The organism is Streptomyces sp. NBC_00286 (assembly GCF_036173125.1).
Classification (GTDB): Bacteria; Actinomycetota; Actinomycetes; order Streptomycetales; family Streptomycetaceae; genus Streptomyces.
In genome coordinates this window covers 4,716,267-4,735,344 of the sequence record NZ_CP108054.1, presented here as the reverse complement: position 1 = coordinate 4,735,344, position 19,078 = coordinate 4,716,267, and the positions used below count along the sequence as shown (strand labels likewise).

Here is a 19,078-nt window from a genome sequence, read left to right as displayed (position 1 = left end):
ATCGCGGGCCTACCGCCCCGCCGCCTGCCACAGCGTCACCGCCAAGGCGATGCAGGACGTGAGGGCGGCCAGGGACGGCAGGGGCCAGCGGGCGCGTTCCAGGGCTTCGAGGCGGGTCTCGTGTTCGTCGAGGGTCTTGTCCGTCTGGTCGGCGCGCTGGAGCAGGAGGGCCAGGTCGCCACGGGTGGTGGCGAAGCCGACGTCGACCGAGCGGCGCAGGCGTTCCAGCTCCAGCGCGACCTCGTCGGCTTCAGTCGTCGTCATGGTCGGCCTCCGTCCCGGCGTCCTCGCGCAGCAGCCTGTCCGTACGAAACGCTGTGCGCTTGGCATCGGTCATCGTGGTCGCTCCTCTCTCCTCGTCTCCTCGGCCTTCGCCGCTCTTCTGCGTTCTTGTGTTCTTCTGCGCTCTTCTCCGGTCTTCGTCGCTCCGAGTGTGGGAACATATGTTCGATGACGAAGAGCGAGCGAATAGACTCGCATGGTGCGAGCGCGTACGCAAGTGACTACCCTCCGTGGAGGTGGGTGCGATGGTGACGCTCCAGGCCGTACATCAACTGCCGCTGGCACCAGGGCGGTTGCCGAATCTCCACAGTTACGCGCGAGCGCGCGCACACCTTGGTGCGAGGGCGATCGGTACGTTGTCCGCGCGACGAGGGGAGAGCGGACATATGCGTTCCAGCTCACGGGCCGATGCCCGTACAGATCGCAGATACCGGGCCGAGGGGCTCGAGGAATTCGCCGGCTGGATCGAGGATCTGCTGCGCGGCCGTGGCTACGACATCGACAGCCCGCGGGGCGGCGGTCGTTCGAAGCTCGCCGACGATGCCGGGGTGCATCGGGCCGCCGTGAGCCGGCTGTTGCAGCGTCAGTCCATGCCGGACCTGGAGACGATGCGGCGTATCGCGGCCGTACTGGGCGTCCCGCTGCGCGAGATGCTCATCCGCTCCGGCCGGCTGTCGGAGGACGACCTGCCGGTCGTCGCGGGCGGCGAGCCCCCCGTGCCGGGGGCCGCTCATGCGGAGCTGAGCCCCGAGGAGGCGGCTCGCAGGATGGGTGTTCCGCCCGAACTGCGGGAGCTGTTCGCCAAGGTGGCGCGGCAGTTCCTGCCGGAGGGCGCCTGACGGGAGAGCCGAGGGAGTGGCGCGAGCGAGCCGAGGGGTACGGCATGGGGAATCCGGGCGGCGACGGCCGCGGTGACGAGGCGGAACGCGTCTCCAGGCTGGTGGGCGAACTGCTCATCGGGCTCGGCGAGAAGCTCCGGGCGGCCGGCCCGGAGGGCGTACGCGTACTCACGGAGGACGAACTCCAACGGCACCAGCTGAACTGGTTCCGCGCCGGCTGGCACGAACACGCCCGCGCGACCGAACAGCCGGGCTCCGGCGCCTGTCCCGAGCCCGGCCCCAACTCCCGTACCGACGACGACGTCCGGCGCCAGCACCCCGACAGCGAGCACTGCCCGCCCCCGCCGGCCCGACTCCTCCGCTTCCCGGAACGCCCTCCGGAAGGTCCCTCGGACGACGGTCAGGGCCGCTCGTAACGCAGCAGCACCACCCCGTTGCCGAAGGTGTGGGTGTCGGCGAGGCGGAGGTGGGTGGTGGCGTCCGATTCCGGGAAGAGGGGGCGTCCGCGGCCCAGGATGACCGGGGTGACGTAGAGCCAGTACTCGTCGATCAGGTCATGCCGCCGGAACTCCGCGGCGAGCTCCGCGCCGCCGACCCCGAGGTCTCCGCCGGGCTGCTCCTTGAGGGCCCTGACCTCCTCGGGTACGACCTCCGGCACGACGGTCGTGTTCCCTTCGGCGGGACCGGGGGGAAGCGTGCGGGAGTACACGATCTTCGGCATGTCCCGGTAGATGGCCGCGAACTCCCGCTGCGTCTCCGGAGCCGAGGGGTCCTGGTCGGCGGTCGGCCAGAAGTCGGACATCAGCTCGTACACGACCCGCCCGAACAGGAAGCCGCCCATCGGCTTGATGCGCTCGTTGTGGTGGCGGTGCACTTCCTCGTCGACCAGATGCCAGTCGATCTCGCGGTTCGGGCCCTCGAAGAAGCCGTCGAGGGACACGGCCATAGCGAGTGTGATTTTGCGCATCGGGACTCCCGGGCTTGCAGATGGTGAACGGGGTGGCGAGCGGGCGGGTGAACTGCCGATAGACAGGCCATCACGCGTACTTCATCGCTGCACGCCGGTCCTCCAGATACTCACCTCTGTGTCTTCACAACGACCACGCAGCGTGCTGTTGCGATCTCGTTAACCAGAATTCCTTGACGCTTTGGATACGTGGGCGTTGGCTTTTTGTCACCTGGGTCGCAAATCTGCGCTCTCGTTCGGAAGGCACCATTAAGTGAACAACCGTATGCGTCGTATCGCCATAACTCTGGCCGTGTCCACCCTGACTCTCTCGCTCGCCTCGTGTGGAGTGCTCGACAGCGATACGGAGGGCGCGTCGGCCGAGCCGACCAAGGGCGACGACATCACGGTGGGCCTGCTGCTGCCGGAGAAGGCGAACCAGCGCTACGAGCAGTTCGACCACCCCATCATCAAGAAGACGGTCGACGAGCTGACCAAGGGCAAGGGCAGGGTCGAGTACGCCAATGCCGACGGGGACGCCGACGAGCAGAAGCAGCAGCTCCAGCAGATGATCGACGACAAGGTCGACGTGGTGCTCCTGGACGCGGTGGACGCCAAGGACATCGCGGACGGCGTACAGAAGGCGAAGGACGCGGACATCCCCGTCATCGCGTACGACCGGCTGGCGCAGGGCCCCATCGACGCGTACATCTCCTTCGACAGCCAGCAGGTCGGGGAGGTGCAGGGCCGGGCGCTCGCCGAGGCCCTGGACGGCGGCAGGGCCGAGAAGATCGTCATGATGAACGGCGCGCTCACCGACCCGAACGCGGCCCAGTTCAAGAAGGCCGCCCTCGCCGAACTCAGCGACAAGGTGACCATCGCCAAGCAGTACGACACCAAGGACTGGAAGCCGTCGAACGCGCGGGCCAACATGATGGCCGCGATCTCCTCCATCGGCGCCGAGAACATCGACGGCGTGTACTCCGCCAACGACGGCATGGCAGGCGGCATCGTCTCCGCCCTGAAGGCGGCCGGCGTCACCGACCTGCCGCCGATCACCGGCCAGGACGCGGAACTCGAGGCGGTGCAGCGGATCGTCTCCGGCGAGCAGTACATGAGCGTCTACAAGCCCTACCCCGAAGAGGCCGAAACGGCCGCCGAACTGGCCGTCGCCCGAGCCCACGGCTGGGACATCGAGTTCGACGCCCTCACCCGCGACAAGGTCGACAGCCCGACGACCAAGGACATCCCGGCCCACCTGGTCCTCGTCTCCCCCCTGACGAAGGACAACATCCAGGACACGGTCATCGACGACGGCATCTACAAGGTCTCGGACATCTGCACTGCGAAGTACGAGGCGGCTTGCGAGGAGATCGGCCTGAAGAAGTAGGGGTTCTGGAGCGGTACTTCAGCGCTCGCCCTTGAGGTGCCGGAGGAGTGCGGCGAGGGGGGCGGGTCCGGTGGCCAGTACGGTGCTGGGTTCGTCGCTCTCGCGTAGGCGGAGGGTTCCGTCGGGGGCGAGGGCGACGTTGACGCACTCGCCCTGCGGGCCGCCGCTGAACGTCGACTTCTGCCAGTCGAGCTCGGACATCTTGGCTTCCCCCTAAAGCGTGTAGAGAAGGTGCTGGATGAGGGCCAGCGAGTCCTTCACTGAGTGTGCTTCCGGGGCCAACGATACGTCGATGGGGGCGAGGGCGTTCTCGATGAGCCGGTCGAACATCTCGCTGTACTGCTGAAGGTGGGCCTGCTCGCTCAAATAGCGTGCGCCGCTGGGCTGTTCCAGGACCACCGTGCTCAGCTGCGGGGCGCTGGGGATGATGTGAACGAAGTTCCCGCTCAACGCGGCGTGCGCCTGCGAGCTGAATGGATAGATCTGGATCGTGATGTGAGGTAGGCGAGCCAGTTCGACCAGCCGCAGCAACTGTTCGCGCACCACATCAGGGCCGCCGAATCGCATGTGGAGTGCCGCTTCGTGGATCACGGCGTGCACGGTGGGCGGGTTCTCCTGTGTGAGGAGGCGCTGCCGTTCCATGCGGAACTTCAGCGCCTCCTCGATGTTCTCAAAGCCCAGTTTCGGACTGTTGAAGATGGCTTGTGTGTACGCGGAGGTCTGGAACAGCCCCGGAATGAACAGCGATTGGTGCATCCGTAGCGCCACCGCGTTCGCCTCGAGTTCGGCCAGACTGAGTGCGCCCGGTTCCATGGGCCGCTTGTACGCGTTCCACCAGCCCTTGCCCGTTGCCTCCGACAGGGCAACCAGGGCGTCGACATAGGTCTTATCTGTGCATCCATAGATGCGGCACAGCTCGCGGAGCCGCTCGGTCAGAATGGTCGTCTTCGCGGTCTCGATCTGGCTCAACTGGGCGCGGCCCATGCCGATCCGTGCGGCGGCCTCACCAGCGCTCAACCCTGCTTGTTCGCGCAGTTGTTTGAGCTCGGCACCGAGTCGTCGCTGACGCTCGCTGATGGTGGTGCGCAATCCCACGGGCTACTCCTCGTCCGGTCTACCAAAGTCTCTCCAGGGCAAGGGAGTTCGTCCACCGACCTGAGCGAATAGCTTGAACAATTTAAACCATCTCCTCTACCGTGTGTGCCGCACCAACCACTCTCCGGAATCGCGACGGGAGTCGATCCCCCATGGAAGCAGCCCGCAGGGCATCGCACCTGCCTGCCCAACTCACGTACGACTACAGCCTCTTCGCCCCCGGCGACGCCACCGCACCCAAGGTCTGCCGGGACTTCGTGCGCGCCGTACTCCTCACCCTCGACCGCGAACCCCTGGTGCTGCCCGCGGCCCTCTGCACCTCGGAGCTCGTCACGAACGTCCACCTCCACAGCAAGGGCTCCACCATGCTCCGCTTCCAGCTCACCCCCGCCCGGCTCCGGATCGGCGTGTACGACGAGAGCCGCGACCCTCCGGTCACACCCGTGGCGGAGGCGACCGCCTGCTGGGGCCGCGGCCTCGCGCTGGTCGCCGAGGTGGCCGACGCGTGGGGTGTGGCGGGCGACCGGGCGGGGCGGTATGCGAAGGGGGTTTGGTTCGAGCTCGGCAGCGAGTCGGGGCGTACGCTGGTGCTGGACGCGTAGTCGCGTGATTTTTCTGCACGGCAGGGCATGAAACCCCTGAAGGGAGGTGATTCGCGTGCTCCTAAGTTTTCGTGTGACCAACCACCGATCGATCAGGGATGAGCAGCAGCTCGGTCTCACCCCCGTGTACGACGCGGACCGACCCGAGGGCACGGACTGGCAGGCAGTGCCAGTCGTCGCGCTCTTCGGCGCGAACGCCTCGGGCAAGTCCAATGTCGTCGACGCGCTGCGATTCATGGCGCGTATGGTGCGGGCGTCCCACCGGGATGCCGAACCCGGCGGGGGAATCGAGCGGTACCCCTTCGCGCTGGACCAGGAGGGCCTCACCGAACCTTCTTGGTATGTGGTGGACCTGCTTCTACGGGGGGTCCGGCATACGTACGGCTTCAGCGTGGACTCCGAGCAGGTCCTTGACGAGTGGCTCTACAGCTACCCGCGGGGACGCAGGAGGAAGGTCTTCCACCGCACGGGAGACGAGATCGAGTTCGGAGACAAGGCGCCCAAGCGCGAGCTGGACGTGATCAAGAACATCACCGAGCCGAACGCCCTGTTCATCTCGGTCGCCGCACGCTCCAAGCAGGAGGCGGTTCAGCCCGTATACACATGGTTCTCCGGTTCCGTGCTCTTCCGCGCGGGTGGTGCTCGCCCCTACGGCGTCAGCCCCGCGAGCATGAAACTCCTGGAGGACCCGGAGCGGGCCCCGGCCGTCGTCGAACTGCTGCGCGCCGCCGACCTGGGCATCGAGAACGCCGGTGTGGAACGTGTCGAGGTCATGGAGGACTACCTTCCCGTGACTCGGCGCCTTCGCGAGACGCTGCGCCGGGGCGGTGACGGTCAGGCGACACTCTTCGGGGACGAGATGCCTGCGGCCTCGCGTGGCGCGGTCAAGGAGGTGTCCCGTGTCTGGGTGGAGCAACGGGGGCGCAACGGTGCCGTTCGGCTCGACCTGCGTGACCAGTCGGAAGGCACCCGCATCATCCTCGATTACGCCGGCCCCGTGCTCAAGGCGATCGAGCGGGGCGGGCTGCTGGTGGTCGACGAGGTGGACGCCAGCTTGCACCCACGGCTGACGGCTCATCTGATCAGGCTCTTCCAGGAACCCGAAACCAATCCACGAGGCGCCCAGCTCCTGCTGACCACACACGACGCGAGCCTGCTCGGACGCAGTGGCGGAGAGGACATCCTGAAGCGTGACCAGGTGTGGTTCGTGGAGAAGGACGAGCACGGTGAGACGACGCTGTTCCCCCTCTCCGACTTCAGGCCACGCCAGGAGGAGAACCGGGAGCGCCGCTACCTGGGCGGCAGCTACGGCGCGGTCCCGTTTCTGAACGACGAGCGATTCACGGCCGCGGTAGTGGCACGGGGGGACAGGGATGACGAGAACGCGGAAACCTAGCGGCCGGCGGCGCCCTTCGTTCGACACGGATCTGTCCCGCTCCCAAGGAGTGCGCGAGGCACGTAAGCGGCTGCTCGTGGTGTGCGGGGCCCTGGTGACCGAGAGCGCCTACCTGCGTGGCCTCAGGGCACACGCCGCGAACCCGGCCGTCGCTCTGCGCGTGGTGGAGCGCCCATGTGCTCCGACGCAGCTCGTCTCGTACACGGCGGACTTACGCGATCGATCGCCGGGTGATTTCGACGAGGCATGGTATGTCTTCGACATTGACGAATTCCGGGATGTGCCCCGTGCCGTGTCAGACGCGATCCGGCGAGATGTCAAGGTCGCCGTGTCCAATCCGTGCTTCGAGCTATGGCTGTTGCTCCACTTCACGGATCACGGCGCGTACGCCGAGTCGTACGCCAGGCTGCTGCCGCACCTCACCAAGCATCTGCCGCGGTACGACAAGGCACGCCTCGACTTTCGTCATTTCGCCGACGGCCGGCACGACGCGGTCCGAAGGGCGAAGACGCTGTCTCCGGAGGGCAAGGAGCACGAAGTAAACCCGTCGAGCGGCGTCTGGCGCCTGGCGGAAGAGGTGGCCGGACCGCCACGCGGCTGAGGCGCGCGGCGGTCCCGGATGGGGGCGGATTTCGCCGCGTGGAGGTCACGCGGTCAATGGATGTGACGTACGGCCCGAGGCCTCGTCGATCTCGTCATGGGCCTTGGTCAGGAGTTTCATGGCCAGTTCGTTCAGGGCCCTGGCTCCTGCCACCTCTTCGCCCACCCTCGGCTGGTTGGAGTCGGAGGGGTGGCGTTTGGCGTAGCCGTGGGCTCGTACCTCGCTTCCGTCGCGGAGTCGTACGAGGGCGGCGGCGCGGGTGCGCTGGTCGTCCTCGTCGAATTCCAGCTCCACGTGCCATCCGACAGCCGTGTGCGTCATCGCGATCACCTCCGGAGACGGCCGACTACAGCTACCACCAACAGGATCCGCCCGCCCGCCCCTCCTACGCCACCCGCGTGAACTCCACCGTCACCTCCGGTGGCCCACCGGCCACTCCCCGGTACACCCCCTTGTGCGGCGTCACGTCGTCGTAGTCGCGGCCCCGGCCCACGACCACATGGGACTCGTCGACGCGGACGCGGTTGGTGGGGTCGTAGCCGGTCCAGTCGCCCGCCCAGTACTCGACCCAGGCGTGGCTCTGGCCTTCGACGGGGCGGTGCAGTTCAGCGTCGCGCTCGGGGTGCAGGTAGCCGGAGACATAGCGGGTCGGCAGGCCGAGCGCACGCAGCAGCCCCGCCGTCAGGTGCGCGATGTCCTGGCAGACGCCCGCGCCCTGCTCCCAGGCCTCCGCGGCGGCGGTGTTCACCCCGGTGGAGCCCGGGATGTACCTGACGTGGTCGGCGACCATGGACGACACCGCCACCGCCGTCTCATGCGGATCCAGGCCGGCCGCGGCGGCACGGGCCCGCTCGACGAGTGCGTCGGGCATGGTCGTACGGGAGGTCGGCGCCGCGTACTCCAACAGGCGGGACTTCGCGACCAGTTCGGCCACCTCCGCCCAGGTCGGCGCCGCCGACAGCCCGCTCGGCGGGGCCGTCTCCACCAGGCTCACCGCCGTGATCGTCAGGTCCGCGTGCGGTTCCATCAGGTCGAAGCCGGTGACCTGGGTGCCCCAGTAGTCCCAGTACGACCAGGTCGGCGTGGACGGGTTCACCAGCACGCGGGCGTCCAGCGTGGTCTGGGTCGGGAGCGTCAGCGGCGTCATGCGGACCTCGTTGTGGGAGGAGACCGCGGCCTGGGCGTACGACACCTTCGTGGTGTGCCGGATGCGGAGTCTGCGCGTCATGGCGTGCTCACGCTCCTTCCTGGGCCCACTCGACGGGCCCCTGGTACGGGAAGAACTTCTCCGCGACGGCCTCGGCGGAAGCCATGCAGGACGTCTGCAACTCCCTCAGCAGGGACGGGAGTACGTCTTCGAGAGCGGTCGAGTCCTGGTACTCGAGCCGCGTACGCATCCGGCCGATCGGCCGCCGCGCCGGATCCTGGCGCGGACGCCCCAGCGCCGCCAGACACTCCTCCGCCGTGGTCAGGGCGTGCAGTACCGAACGCGGGAACTCCCGGTCCATGATGAGGAATTCGGCCACGCGGGCGGTGTCCCCGAAGCCGCCGTACACGCGCGCGTACGCCTCGTCCGCCCCGCTCGCACTCAGCAGCGTCGGCCAGTCCGGCGCGTGGGGAGCGTCCAGCACGCGTACGGACAGCAACCGTACGGTCATGTCCACCCGCTCCAGGCTCCGGCCGAGCACCACGAAACGCCAGCTGTCGTCGCGGCTCATCGTCGAGTCGGCCAGGCCGAAGAAGAGGGCGGCCCGGCGGCGTACGAGTTCCAGATAGGCGTACGGGCCGGTGCGGCGGGCTGCCATGCGCTGGTCGGCGAGGGCGTGCCAGGTGGAGTTGAGGCACTCCCACATCTCGGAGGAGACGGCCTCGCGGGCGCTGCGGGCATTGAGGCGGGCCGCGCCCAGCGCACCCTCGATCGAGCAGGTGGAACGGGCGTCGAAGGCCAGCTGGTCAAGGACCTGCTGCATGTCGACGCGCGTGTCCCCCGCGTCGACGCCGAGGATCGCATACAGCGAGCGGCAGGCCACGTCCTCGTCCCGCCAGGGGTCCTCAAGCAGCCGGTGCAGATACGCGTCGAGGATGCGGCCGGTGGCGTCCGCCCGCTCGACGTACCGGCCCGTCCAGGTCAGTGCTTCGGCGATGCGGGAGAGGATCACGTCATTCACGGCCGAACCTCCTCGATCAGTGTTCGCGCCGTCCGGGGGTGTCCGGTGCGAGGTCGTCACTGCTGTTGCGCCCCTTCCTGCGGGACGAGGCGTTCCCCGTCGGGGCCGAGCTGGCGCGGGGCGACGTCCGGTACGGCGCCGGGCTCCTCCGGAAGCGGCCCGCCGGCCGGACCCTCCGCGAGCACCCAGGTGTCCTTGGAGCCGCCGCCCTGGCTGGAGTTGACGATGAGGTTGCCCTCCTGGAGCGCCACCCGGGTGAGCCCGCCGGGCAGCACCCACACGTCGCTGCCGTCGTTCACGGCGAACGGCCGCAGATCGATGTGGCGCGGCGCCATCCGCTCGCCCGCGAGGGTCGGCGAGGTGGACAGGGCGACGGGACGCTGAGCGATCCAGCCGCGCGGATCGGCGATGACCTCTTTGCGTACGCGATCCAGCGTGGCCTTGTCCGCGTGGGGACCGATGACGATGCCCTGCCCGCCCGCCCCGTCGACGGGCTTCACCACCAGTTGGTGGAGCTGGTCGAGGACGGCCTCCAACTGCCCTGGCTCCTCGGGGCGAAACGATTCGACATTGGGGATGACAGGTTCCTCGGCGAGGTAGTACCGGATGAGGTCGGGGACGTACGTATACAGCAGCTTGTCGTCCGCGATGCCGTTGCCGACGGCGTTCGCGAGTGTGACGTTCCCCGCTTGGGCGGCGCTCATGATGCCGGGGCAGCCGATGACGGAGTCGGGGCGGAAGTGGAGCGGGTCGAGGAAGTCGTCGTCGAGCCGCCGGTATACGACATGAACCGGCATCTCGCCGCGCGTCGTCCGCATCCAGACGCGGTTCCCGCGGCAGACGAGGTCGTGGCCCTCGACGAGTTGCACGCCCATCAGCCGGGCGAGGAGGGCGTGTTCGAAGTAGGCGGCGTTGCTCGGGCCGGGGGTGAGGACGACGACGCGCGGGTCGCCGACCCCGTCGGGCGCGGCCGCGCGCAGCGCCGCGTACAGCCGCTGCCCGTAGCCGTCGACCGGGCACACCTGCTGTTCGGCGAAGAGGGAGGGGAAGATCCGGGTCATCGCCCGCCGGTTCTCGATGACGTACGAGACCCCCGACGGCACCCGTACGTTGTCCTCCAGGACCCGGAAGTCGCCCGCCTCGTCGCGTACGAGATCGATGCCGGCGACATGGATGCGCACCCCGCCCGGCGGCTCCACACCGTGCGCGGCCCGGTGGAAGTGCCCGGAGTTGAGGAGCAGCCGCCAGGGGACGACCCCGTCCTCGAAGGCCCGGCACGGCCCGTACGCGTCGGCGAGATAGGCCTCGAGCGCCCTGACCCGCTGGGCGACCCCGCGCTGGATCAGATCCCACTCGAGCGCGTCCAGGACCCGCGGCACGAGGTCCAGCGGCCAGGGTCTCTCCTCGCCCGCGAAGGCGTAGGTCACGCCGCGATCCGTGAACGCGCGCGCCATCTGATCGGCCTTGAACCGGAGTTCGGCCGATTCCATCGGTTGAAGCGCCGCCAGCACCGGCTCATAGGCGGCCCTGACCTCACCCGGCCGCTCAAACATCTCGTCCCATGCGTCGGCCAACGCGTACGCGTCAAATATGTCCGCCATGGCCTGACGGTAGGTGTGGTAGGTAACGCCCTGGTCACTGGGGGATTTCGGGCAGTTCACGGGGGTGATCGGGGGTGGGGCGTCAGCTGCGCCGATGGGGCGCCCAGGAGCAATGATAAGCACGCCTATAATAGATGCCCTGGTCATTGAAGCTGCTTGGATCTGGCAGCAGGAAGCGGCACACCGGAGGCCCCGTGATTCCCAAGCCCGAGAAACCCGAGAAGCCCGAGACCATGTTCGACCGCGACTTCGAGTGGGCCGAGCTCGTGCGTTACGCGGGTTACCAAGGTCCCGAGGCCACATTGGGCGTGGTGTCCGGACGGCGGCGGCAAGGCAAGACCTTCCTGCTGGACGCGGTGTGCCGGGCGAACGGTGGGTTCTTCTTCGCGGCCAGTGAGGCCACCGAGGCCGAATCGCTACGGCAGTTCGGCGCGGCGATGGCCCGGTTCAAGGGGCGGCGGACGCCGTACCGTTTCGCGCACTGGGACGAGGCCGTCGAGGCGATGATGCGGCTCGCGACGCCGGAGACCGGACCACTGACCGTCGTACTCGACGAGTTCCCGTTCCTGGTCAAGGCCTCGCCCGAGCTGCCGTCCCTGCTCCAGCGCGCACTCGGACCGCAGGGGCGCCGGGAGGGCGGGCCTGTCCGGCTGCTGCTGTGCGGATCGGCGCTGTCCTTCATGGGCAACCTGCTCTCCGGTACGGCGCCGCTGCGCGGCCGGGCGAGCCTGGAGCTGGTCGTGCCGACGCTCGACTACAGATCCGCTGCCCGGTTCTGGGGCGTCGAGGACCCCCGCCTGGCTCTCGTGCTCAACTCCGTGGTGGGCGGCACCCCCGCCTACGGCCGTGAGTTCGTGCTCGGCGACACCCCTGCCGACCTCGACGACTTCGGCCCCTGGATACTGCGCAACGTCCTCAATCCAGGTCGCCCCCTCTTCCGCGAAGCACGCTTCCTCCTCGCCGAGGAGCCGGACCTGCGCGACACTGCGCTCTATCACGGCGTCCTCGCTGCCATCGCCCAGGGTAACCACACCCGAGGCGGCATCGCGAGCTTCCTGGAACGCAAGTCCACCGACCTCGGCCACGCGCTGACCGTTCTCGAGGACACCGGCATGATCACGCGCGATCCGGACGCCTTCCACGGCAAACGTTCCGCCTACCGGATCGCCGAGCCCATCCTCACCTTCTACTACGCCGTGATGCGCCCGGAGTGGAGCGACCTGGAGCGGTCGGGACAGGCCCCGGCCGTCTGGAAGCGGTCCCAATCCACCTTCCGCAGCAAGGTCGTCGGCCCGCACTTCGAACAGATCTGCCGCACCTGGGCCCGTTGGTACGCCTCCGCCGACACCCTGGGCGGCCAGCGCACCCGCGTCGAGTCCGGCACAGTCGCGGACCCCGCGGCGAAGACCAGCCAAGAGGTCGACCTGGCGGTCTTCGGCCGCACGGACGACGGCCGCGAGGTCCTGCTGGCGATCGGCGAGGCCAAGTGGAACGAGACCATGGGCACGGGGCACCTCGACCGACTGGGCCGTATCCGCGAGCTGCTGCGCAAGCGCTCGGGCACGGACGGCTCCGGTACGCGGCTGCTGTGCTTCAGCGGCGCAGGGTTCACGGATGGCCTCCGGACTGCCGCTGCTGCCGATCCGTCCATCCAGCTGATCGACCTCGAGCGGCTGTACCGGGGGGAGTGAGGCGCGACCATCGGCAGATCTTGTAAAGGTTCCCTTGATACGCCATCGGCGTCAAGGGAACCTTTACAAGCGTGAGCAGTCCACGAAGTGAACTCGCCGAACTAGCAGCCAAGATGGCGGCGCTCGCCCGCCTGCTCGCCGACGCCACCGAGCGCAACGACGCAGTGCCCGCCGAGCTGACCAGCGTGAAGATCGCGCGTGACCTGGCTGCAATGTCAGACACCGCGTTGCGCGTGAGTGTCGAGCGAGCCCGTGCCGCCGGGCGCACCTGGCAGGAGATCGGTGACCTGCTCGGTGTCAGACGGCAGGCCGCGTTCCAGCGCTTTGGACGCCCCCTCGACCCGCGGACAGGAGAACCCATGAGCAACGCCGCACTTCCGGATGCCGCGAACCGCGCGACCGACCTGTTCGTCAACTGGATCGAAGGACGACACGACGAGATCGTCGCTCACTTCGACCCGACGATGACCGCGCAGCTTCCGCCCGACCAGATAGCCGCCGCCTGGGCCGAGATCATCGGCATGGTCGGGACTTATGAACGGATGGACAAGCCCTTGGTCCGGCAACTGGGCGACCACACGGTCGTGGACATCCCGCTGGAATTCGAAGCCGGCCAGATGAAAGGCCGCGCCACCTTCAACAAGGAAGGTCAGGTCAGCGGTCTGTTCATCCTCACTCCCGAAATTCCCTGACCGATACGCAAACCGTTGACTTTCGGCAACAGCTCGCACTCGTCGGTCGGTTGAGGGCCACCGGGCCGCCAGGAGGGGCGCGTAGGCGGTCCTGACCTCACCCGGCCGTTCAACCCCCTCGTCCCACGCGTCCATCATGGCTGGCGCTTCGCCGGAGGTGGCCGAGCAGAGTGGCGAGGCCCTGCGGGGCAGTGGTGAGTGCGGTGCGGGGGTCGTCGCTCTCGCGGAGGCGGATCGTTCCGTCGGGGGCGGCGGCGAGCGGCTTGCTGGCCTTGCCCGCCCGGGCGTCGACGGTGACCAGGCGGGTTCTGCTCTGCTTCGCGTTGTCGTCGGTGAACTGCGACACCACCGCCGTCTCACCTTGCCCGCAGCCGGGCGAGAAGTACGCGAGGGATGACTGCACCGGCAGTTTGGTCACTTTGCCAGTGGTCAACTCGACGACCGCGGTGAAGGCACCTCTCGTCATCAGCTCGGGTTTGTTGGTGAAGGTGCGGGGTGCGTAGACGGCGACGGCGTGTTTACCGGAGGCGGTGACGCAGGCGTTGCCGATCCACGCGTCCGCGTCGAAGCCCGGCTCGGAGAGCGATGCGGCGGTCTTCCAGTCGTAGCCATCGTTCTTGTCGGCCGTGAGGATGTGGAAGCCCTGCGCGTCGGAGCTGGTCGTCCATGCGCGGTCCTCTGACGCGCGCCAGTCCTTGCCGAGCAGCCGGGACCGCTGTCCTGCGGGCACTGCCGCAGGGTCCGGTGCTGTGGTCGCCGATTTCTCTGTTCGTTGCCTGGCGGGTTGGGAGTCGGGTTCGTCGGCGACAGCGACGGCCTGTATGAGTCCGGTGAGGACTGCGGTGGCCGCGAGGCCGGCGATCCCTGAGCGGACGGGTCTGAGCACTCTCAACGGGAGAACTCCCCTTCGAGTCGGTGGATTCGGGCAGCGCGCAAGAGACCGCCGCAGCTCCGTAGGGGAAGGTGCTGCGGCGGTCGGCTGGAGGGCGGGGCGCGGTCAGTTCTGGCACCAGCGATGCCGCGGATGCGTGCGCAGATTCAGGGCTGTCTGCGTGCAGGCAAGCAGATCGGCTGCCGTGGGCTGGCACGGCGCTTCTCTGCATACCTTGGCGGCCAGGGTGGCGTCATGGATGCCGTAGCGCCAGTCGGTCAGCGTCTTGCCGCCGATGCTGGGAAGACCTGGGGCAGGGGTCCATTGACCGAACCCCGCGTCCTTCATACACGCGTCGATGAGATCGTCCCGGAGCCCGGCGACCATCCGCGTCTGGGCTGTGGTGGGCATGTACTCCGCGATGGGAAGTCGCCACGTCGCCGGGTCTTTGGGGTCTGCTGCAGGCGCATGCGGAGCCTGAGGCTGCTTGGCGGCGGTCGCCGGCACGGTGCGGTCTTTTCGGCTGTCTGGTTCGGATGATGAACTGATCACCGCGACGGTGCACACAGCCCCGGCAGTGAGGAGCGGAATTCCCACCCGCATTGCCGCTCTTCTGGAATTCACTGATGTTCCCCCTCGATTGGATGAAGCCCGCGTCTCTATACCCACCGGAACGAGGCGTTCTCGTTGTAGACGTAACGGAACTGGCTGATGTGCTGGTATGGGGCCATCTTGTCTCGGACGCCCTTGTACCCGCTGTTGAAGCAGACTTCTGCCATGTACTTGTAGTGCGAGTTCTCGCCAGAGGCCGCGTTGTTCTTGATCTTCAGTCCTGATCCGGGCCAAGGGGCGCTGGCGCCGTTCTTGGTGCAGAACCGGAGTGGGTAGGCAGCCCCGTCTCCCGGTCTCAAGGCGTTGAAGTCGTACACGCTGTATCCGATATTTCGGTACGAACCGCTTTGGCCCGAGTTGTACCAGATGTGGAACTTGAACTTTGAGTTGTACCAATTGCTGCAGGCCGCCATGTCGTGGAGGTTGGCCGCAGGGCCATCAGGGTTCGCGCTGGCCGAACCAGCACCCATCATGACGATCGACACGGCGATCGTGGCCGCTGTCATGGCTTTCCTGATCACATATCTCTCCTTTGTTTAGACGCGCTGCGCGGGTTGAATGCACTCAGGGCACGGTCACGTCAGTCGGTTGTTTAGCGTGGCGTGCGGCCCCAGCGATTGGGGAAATGGCAAATCGACGATGGGGGGAATTGCAAGCCCTAGAGGAAAGCTGTCTTTCAGGGTTTACCTGGCCGCAGGCTTGGTCGTGTTTTCGTGCGCGCCGACAATTGCACTGGCGCTTATTCGGATACACCCTCATCTTGTTGCGTGAGGAGGGGGTGCATACTTCGATTATCGGTTGAATAGGGCTATATCGGTCATCGTGATGTGGCCTGTAATGCATGGATTCGCAGGTAGGGAGTAGTTGGGCCTGCGTCTCTTGTGTGCCACCTCGGTGCTACGGAAAGGGCCGTGAGTTGAGGCGGGTGTACAGCTTGGGTAACCCTGATCTCACAGGTCAGACCCACTTATTGTCTAGGTGATCACTTGTGGGCGGCAGTTCACGTGGATGCGTGGGAACAATTGGAATCCAGACCATGGCCGGTGCGTGGCCAATGTGCGAGGCGCCCCAACGATCGGTATTCGGCCAAGGTTCCTCTGGGTGCCTGGCGGATTCGGGAGGAAGGCGTTCGATCGTGGGCTGGGGTGCGTGCGGGCTCCCGCCGTCAGCTTGTTGCAACCGACCATCCGGAGGGGTGGACAAATACGGATCCAATGCGTCGATAAAGGGTGCAGATGAGGTCGAGCCGTGTTGCGGAGGCCGGGTCAGCCGCGCATAGTGGCGCTCCGAAGAGGCTTGAACCGGGGGTTGGGGAGATGGCCGGGCACGGGACGCAGGCGCATCCGCACGGTGCTGACCGTCTGTGTGACGCGGGGGACCGGGTGTACTCCCGGGCGGTACGGCGCGGCCGGGTGTCCCGTGAGGACGCCGACGCCGTGCCGTGTCTGGTCGAGCTCGCGCTGTTGCATCCCGACCCCGACGACATGCGGTACCTGGTGCCGACCTCGCCGCAGGAAGTCATGACGCGGCTGCTGCGGGAGATGCACGAGGACGTCGTGGCGGCGCAGGCGCGCATGGGTGCGACCGTGTCCGCCTTCGAGTGGTACGCCTCCCTGGGCGGCGACGCGCGTTCGCCCGCCGAGGGCGTGGCGATCCGGGTGCTCGACGGACTGCCCCGGATCCGTGCCGCCATGGACGCGGCGACCGAGGCATGCACGTCCGAGGTGCTGGCCGTCCAGCCCGGCGGCATCCGCCGCGAGGACGAGCTCTCCGAAGGGCTGCACCGGGCACTCGCGCTCCGCCGGCGGGGCGTACGGATGCGCGACCTGTACACGCACGTCGCCCGGCATGGGCAAGGCCTGCTCAACTACATGGAGCTGATGGGCGACGCGGCCGAGGCCCGCACCCTCGACGAGGTACCCGAGCGGCTCATCGTCTTCGACCGGACGGTCGCCCTGATCCCCGCCAGCCCCGACCGCACGATCGCCCTGGAGCTGCGCCACCCTGCGCTGGTCGACTACCTGATCACCGTCTTCGAACGGCTCTGGCGCCTCGCGATCCCCCTCACCGCGCCCCTCCCGGACACCGGCATCGAGGGCATCACCCACCGCGAACGTTCCATCGCGGCGCTGCTGGCAGAGGGCCACCAGGACGCGGTGGTCGCGGAGCGACTGGGTATCAGCGTCCGTACGTGCCGGGCCCACATCGCCCGGCTGTCGGAGACGCTGGGGGCCGCCAGCCGTACGCAACTGGGGGTCCGCATCGCCCAGGCGGGCCTCGACGGCCCGCCGCGCTCCCCGGAGCTTGAGCCTCTCACCGCTCCTGGGCCGGCTGCTCCAGAATTCCCGACTGGCCGATGAGGTAGCCGAGTTGGGCGCGGCTTTCGCTGCCGAGAGCGGCGGCGAGTTTGGCTATGTGGACTCGGGCGGTGCGGACGTTCAGGCCGAGACGTGCGGCTATCGCTGCGTCTGTGTGGCCTTCGATGAGGAGGCTTGCGATGGCACGTTGGCGGGCGGTGATGCCGTTAAGTGACGGGCGCTGGACAGCTTCGGGGTACATGGGGGTGGCCAGGCGCCAGAGGCGGTCGAAGGTGGTGGCAAAGTACGCGACGAGCGCGGGGTGGCTGACTTCCAGGGCAAGGGTGCCGTCCTCGTTCGCAGGGATGAAGGCGACCGCGCGGTCGACGACGATGAGGCGGTCGGTGACCTCATCGAGCGTACGGGCCTCTGCGTCGCCCCTCAGCTGTTCGTAGCGGGCGAGGATGAAGGGCAGGTAGCGCGTCGTGTGCTGGTAAAGGGTGCGTATGCGGCCGCCGCGGTCGAGCAGGGCCTGGTCTCGATCCATGACGTCGGACCGGGGCATTCCGCCGCGCTGACCGCCGTAATTGCTGCGGGGCTGAATGGCAAGGAGTTCCTCGTCGGCGTTGGCCATGGCCTCGGTGATGGCCAGATTGATCCGCTGTCTGCCGTTGAGGATGTTGATCGTCGGGGCCACTGCCGTATGACGGCCGTCGATCCGCATGAGCGGCTCGAACACCGTGGCCAGCCGGGCCTCGCGCCTTCGTTCATCCGCGATGCGTTCCTCGGAGGTCCGCAGTAACCGGTGTAGGGCAACGACTGGTGCGACGGGTTCCAACCAGCCTAGATCCCTGACAGCTGGGTGCAGCAGTCCGAAGTCGACGAGACAGGGGACTTCGTCGGCGTCCGCGCAGCGTACGCGCCCCTCGCGCAGAGCCCGTTCGTACAGCTTTGATCCCGCCGCGCACAGTTCGTCCACGCCGTGGGCCGGGTGCGGCGCTGTGGTCACTCCGCTGCTCCCTCCTGCTTGAGGATTCCTGATTCTGCGATGAGGTAGCCGAGTTGGGCGCGGCTTTCGCTGCCGAGGGTTTCGGCGAGTTTGGCGATGTGGACGCGGGCGGTGCGGACGTTCAGGCCGAGGCGTTCGGCGATCGCTGCGTCTGTGTGGCCTTCAATGAGGAGGCTTGCGATGGCGCGCTGGCGGGGGGTGATGCCGTTGAGGGACGGGCGCTGGACCGCTTCGGGGTACATGGGTGTGCCCAGGCGCCACAGGCGTTCGAAGGTGGTGACGAAGAAGGTGATCAGGGCCGGGTTGCGGACTTCCAGAGCGAGCGTGCGGTCCTTGTTCGCCGGGATGAACGCCACGGTGCGGTCGATGATGAGCAGCCGCTGGGTGAGTTCGTCGAGTGTGCGCGCTTCGACGTCGCCCTTGATCAGTTCGTAGCGGGCGATCACCGGGGGCCAGTGGCGGGCGGTGTGCTGGTAGAGGGTGAGGATCCGGGCGCCCCGGTCCAGCAGTGCCTGGTCACGGTCCAGGGCGGCCAGGGTGTTGGAGGGCTGGCCGATGTGGGGCTGGATGGCGAGGAGTTCCTCGTTCGCATCAGCCATGGCCTGCGTGATGGCCAGGTTGATCCGCTGTTTGTCACTGTGGATGCTGATCATTGAGGTGTCGGCTGCTGCCGTATGACGGCCGTCGATCCGCATGAGCGGCGCGAACGCTTCGGCCAGGCGTGCCTCGCTCTGTCGCTGACGCGCGATGTCCTCGGCGGAGGTGTGCAGGAGCCGGGGGAGGGCTATGGCGGGGGCGACGGGACGCAGCCAGTGCATGTCCTCGAGGTCCGGCTGAAGCAGGCAGGAATCGATCAGGCAGGGGACAGGGTCCGCCTCCTGATGGTGGACACCGCCCTCGCGTAACGCGCGGGCATACAGCTCCAGGCCTGCCTCGCACGGCTCGTCGGCTCTGTGCCCGTGCGGCCCTGTGGTCACCTGTGGCTC

General features: G+C 67.6%; 22 protein-coding genes. 9 read left to right on the top strand and 13 right to left on the bottom strand.

Translation table 11 applies throughout. The annotated features are described in order from the left end of the window. Positions 1-9: 9 nt before the first annotated feature. Complete coding sequence (locus tag OHT21_RS21570; RefSeq protein ID WP_033322076.1) at positions 10-264, bottom strand: hypothetical protein; 255 nt, start codon at positions 262-264, stop codon at positions 10-12. Positions 265-668: 404 nt separating this feature from the next. Here OHT21_RS21570 and OHT21_RS21565 point away from each other — a divergent pair, with 404 nt between their 5' ends. Both OHT21_RS21565 and OHT21_RS21560 read left to right on the top strand, forming a co-directional pair. Next, the gene (locus OHT21_RS21565; RefSeq protein ID WP_328769998.1) at positions 669-1,121 is read left to right on the top strand and encodes a helix-turn-helix domain-containing protein; all 453 of its coding nucleotides are present in this window, start codon (positions 669-671) and stop codon (positions 1,119-1,121) included. A 44-nt stretch (positions 1,122-1,165) separates the two neighbouring features. Then, positions 1,166-1,537 (top strand): hypothetical protein, encoded by a 372-nt coding sequence (locus OHT21_RS21560; protein ID WP_328769997.1) that lies wholly within the window; start codon positions 1,166-1,168, stop codon positions 1,535-1,537. Here the strand turns inward: OHT21_RS21560 and OHT21_RS21555 are convergent. Further along, on the bottom strand, positions 1,522-2,088 hold the full coding sequence (locus OHT21_RS21555; protein ID WP_328769996.1) for a dihydrofolate reductase family protein: 567 nt from the start codon (positions 2,086-2,088) through the stop codon (positions 1,522-1,524). The two genes, OHT21_RS21560 and OHT21_RS21555, sit on opposite strands and share 16 nt — an antisense overlap. Before the next feature lie 253 nt (positions 2,089-2,341). Here OHT21_RS21555 and OHT21_RS21550 point away from each other — a divergent pair, with 253 nt between their 5' ends. Continuing rightward, a complete protein-coding gene (locus OHT21_RS21550) occupies positions 2,342-3,457 on the top strand; it encodes a sugar ABC transporter substrate-binding protein (RefSeq protein ID WP_328769995.1) in 1,116 nt (371 codons plus the stop codon). Between the two features lie 18 nt (positions 3,458-3,475). Here OHT21_RS21550 and OHT21_RS21545 read toward each other — a convergent pair whose 3' ends face one another. Further along, positions 3,476-3,658, bottom strand: a complete 183-nt coding sequence (locus tag OHT21_RS21545) for a DUF397 domain-containing protein (RefSeq protein WP_328769994.1) — start codon at positions 3,656-3,658, stop codon at positions 3,476-3,478. 12 nt (positions 3,659-3,670) lie between these two features. After that, positions 3,671-4,552, bottom strand: a complete 882-nt coding sequence (locus OHT21_RS21540) for a helix-turn-helix domain-containing protein (RefSeq protein WP_328769993.1) — start codon at positions 4,550-4,552, stop codon at positions 3,671-3,673. 152 nt (positions 4,553-4,704) lie between these two features. Between OHT21_RS21540 and OHT21_RS21535 the strand changes: the two genes are divergently transcribed. The 3 genes from OHT21_RS21535 to OHT21_RS21525 all read left to right on the top strand — a co-directional run bounded on the left by OHT21_RS21535 (position 4,705) and on the right by OHT21_RS21525 (position 7,151). Continuing rightward, positions 4,705-5,154, top strand: a complete 450-nt coding sequence (locus tag OHT21_RS21535) for an ATP-binding protein (RefSeq protein ID WP_328769992.1) — start codon at positions 4,705-4,707, stop codon at positions 5,152-5,154. 73 nt (positions 5,155-5,227) lie between these two features. Next, positions 5,228-6,550 (top strand): AAA family ATPase, encoded by a 1,323-nt coding sequence (locus OHT21_RS21530; protein WP_328769991.1) that lies wholly within the window; start codon positions 5,228-5,230, stop codon positions 6,548-6,550. A 49-nt stretch (positions 6,551-6,599) separates the two neighbouring features. After that, positions 6,600-7,151, top strand: a complete 552-nt coding sequence (locus OHT21_RS21525) for an RloB family protein (RefSeq protein WP_328769990.1) — start codon at positions 6,600-6,602, stop codon at positions 7,149-7,151. A 45-nt stretch (positions 7,152-7,196) separates the two neighbouring features. Here OHT21_RS21525 and OHT21_RS21520 read toward each other — a convergent pair whose 3' ends face one another. The 4 genes from OHT21_RS21520 to OHT21_RS21505 form a co-directional block, all read right to left on the bottom strand. After that, positions 7,197-7,472 (bottom strand): DUF1876 domain-containing protein, encoded by a 276-nt coding sequence (locus OHT21_RS21520; protein ID WP_165341476.1) that lies wholly within the window; start codon positions 7,470-7,472, stop codon positions 7,197-7,199. A gap of 64 nt (positions 7,473-7,536) precedes the next feature. Then, positions 7,537-8,379, bottom strand: coding sequence for a transglutaminase family protein (locus OHT21_RS21515; RefSeq protein WP_328769989.1), 843 nt, complete (start codon positions 8,377-8,379; stop codon positions 7,537-7,539). A 7-nt stretch (positions 8,380-8,386) separates the two neighbouring features. Next, the gene (locus OHT21_RS21510) at positions 8,387-9,319 is read right to left on the bottom strand and encodes an alpha-E domain-containing protein (RefSeq protein ID WP_328769988.1); all 933 of its coding nucleotides are present in this window, start codon (positions 9,317-9,319) and stop codon (positions 8,387-8,389) included. A 56-nt stretch (positions 9,320-9,375) separates the two neighbouring features. After that, complete coding sequence (locus OHT21_RS21505; protein ID WP_328769987.1) at positions 9,376-10,920, bottom strand: circularly permuted type 2 ATP-grasp protein; 1,545 nt, start codon at positions 10,918-10,920, stop codon at positions 9,376-9,378. Between the two features lie 233 nt (positions 10,921-11,153). Here OHT21_RS21505 and OHT21_RS21500 point away from each other — a divergent pair, with 233 nt between their 5' ends. Beyond that, positions 11,154-12,611, top strand: a complete 1,458-nt coding sequence (locus tag OHT21_RS21500; protein WP_328774175.1) for an AAA family ATPase — start codon at positions 11,154-11,156, stop codon at positions 12,609-12,611. A gap of 113 nt (positions 12,612-12,724) precedes the next feature. Next, positions 12,725-13,303, top strand: a complete 579-nt coding sequence (locus OHT21_RS21495) for a DUF3887 domain-containing protein (protein ID WP_328769986.1) — start codon at positions 12,725-12,727, stop codon at positions 13,301-13,303. Positions 13,304-13,412: 109 nt separating this feature from the next. On the opposite strand, the gene OHT21_RS21490 is transcribed toward OHT21_RS21495, so the two are convergent. The 3 genes from OHT21_RS21490 to OHT21_RS21480 form a co-directional block, all read right to left on the bottom strand. After that, on the bottom strand, positions 13,413-14,033 hold the full coding sequence (locus tag OHT21_RS21490; RefSeq protein ID WP_443050410.1) for a hypothetical protein: 621 nt from the start codon (positions 14,031-14,033) through the stop codon (positions 13,413-13,415). 267 nt (positions 14,034-14,300) lie between these two features. Further along, complete coding sequence (locus tag OHT21_RS21485) at positions 14,301-14,585, bottom strand: hypothetical protein (RefSeq protein WP_328769985.1); 285 nt, start codon at positions 14,583-14,585, stop codon at positions 14,301-14,303. 248 nt (positions 14,586-14,833) lie between these two features. Continuing rightward, a complete protein-coding gene (locus OHT21_RS21480) occupies positions 14,834-15,307 on the bottom strand; it encodes a hypothetical protein (protein ID WP_328769984.1) in 474 nt (157 codons plus the stop codon). Positions 15,308-16,102: 795 nt separating this feature from the next. On the opposite strand from OHT21_RS21480, the gene OHT21_RS21475 reads away from it, so the two are divergent. After that, positions 16,103-17,146, top strand: coding sequence for a helix-turn-helix transcriptional regulator (locus tag OHT21_RS21475; RefSeq protein ID WP_328769983.1), 1,044 nt, complete (start codon positions 16,103-16,105; stop codon positions 17,144-17,146). On the opposite strand, the gene OHT21_RS21470 is transcribed toward OHT21_RS21475, so the two are convergent. Both OHT21_RS21470 and OHT21_RS21465 read right to left on the bottom strand, forming a co-directional pair. Continuing rightward, positions 17,100-18,092 carry a helix-turn-helix transcriptional regulator gene (locus OHT21_RS21470; protein ID WP_328769982.1) on the bottom strand — a complete coding sequence of 331 codons (993 nt, stop codon included), beginning with the start codon at positions 18,090-18,092 and terminating at the stop codon, positions 17,100-17,102. The genes OHT21_RS21475 and OHT21_RS21470 overlap by 47 nt on opposite strands. Next, positions 18,089-19,069 (bottom strand): helix-turn-helix transcriptional regulator, encoded by a 981-nt coding sequence (locus OHT21_RS21465; protein ID WP_328769981.1) that lies wholly within the window; start codon positions 19,067-19,069, stop codon positions 18,089-18,091. The genes OHT21_RS21470 and OHT21_RS21465 overlap by 4 nt, the downstream gene beginning before the upstream one ends. Positions 19,070-19,078: the final 9 nt, after the last annotated feature.

What these genes read in the sequence shown, in the direction of transcription:
- OHT21_RS21570 (WP_033322076.1), bottom strand. Translation starts at nt 264, where the DNA reads ATGACGACGACTGAAGCCGACGAGGTCGCGCTGGAGCTGGAACGCCTG.
- OHT21_RS21565 (WP_328769998.1), top strand. Translation starts at nt 669, where the DNA reads ATGCGTTCCAGCTCACGGGCCGATGCCCGTACAGATCGCAGATACCGG.
- OHT21_RS21560 (WP_328769997.1), top strand. Translation starts at nt 1,166, where the DNA reads ATGGGGAATCCGGGCGGCGACGGCCGCGGTGACGAGGCGGAACGCGTC.
- OHT21_RS21555 (WP_328769996.1), bottom strand. Translation starts at nt 2,088, where the DNA reads ATGCGCAAAATCACACTCGCTATGGCCGTGTCCCTCGACGGCTTCTTC.
- OHT21_RS21545 (WP_328769994.1), bottom strand. Translation starts at nt 3,658, where the DNA reads ATGTCCGAGCTCGACTGGCAGAAGTCGACGTTCAGCGGCGGCCCGCAG.
- OHT21_RS21535 (WP_328769992.1), top strand. Translation starts at nt 4,705, where the DNA reads ATGGAAGCAGCCCGCAGGGCATCGCACCTGCCTGCCCAACTCACGTAC.
- OHT21_RS21520 (WP_165341476.1), bottom strand. Translation starts at nt 7,472, where the DNA reads ATGACGCACACGGCTGTCGGATGGCACGTGGAGCTGGAATTCGACGAG.
- OHT21_RS21515 (WP_328769989.1), bottom strand. Translation starts at nt 8,379, where the DNA reads ATGACGCGCAGACTCCGCATCCGGCACACCACGAAGGTGTCGTACGCC.
- OHT21_RS21505 (WP_328769987.1), bottom strand. Translation starts at nt 10,920, where the DNA reads ATGGCGGACATATTTGACGCGTACGCGTTGGCCGACGCATGGGACGAG.
- OHT21_RS21500 (WP_328774175.1), top strand. Translation starts at nt 11,154, where the DNA reads ATGTTCGACCGCGACTTCGAGTGGGCCGAGCTCGTGCGTTACGCGGGT.
- OHT21_RS21495 (WP_328769986.1), top strand. Translation starts at nt 12,725, where the DNA reads ATGGCGGCGCTCGCCCGCCTGCTCGCCGACGCCACCGAGCGCAACGAC.
- OHT21_RS21485 (WP_328769985.1), bottom strand. Translation starts at nt 14,585, where the DNA reads ATGCCCACCACAGCCCAGACGCGGATGGTCGCCGGGCTCCGGGACGAT.
- OHT21_RS21475 (WP_328769983.1), top strand. Translation starts at nt 16,103, where the DNA reads ATGGCCGGGCACGGGACGCAGGCGCATCCGCACGGTGCTGACCGTCTG.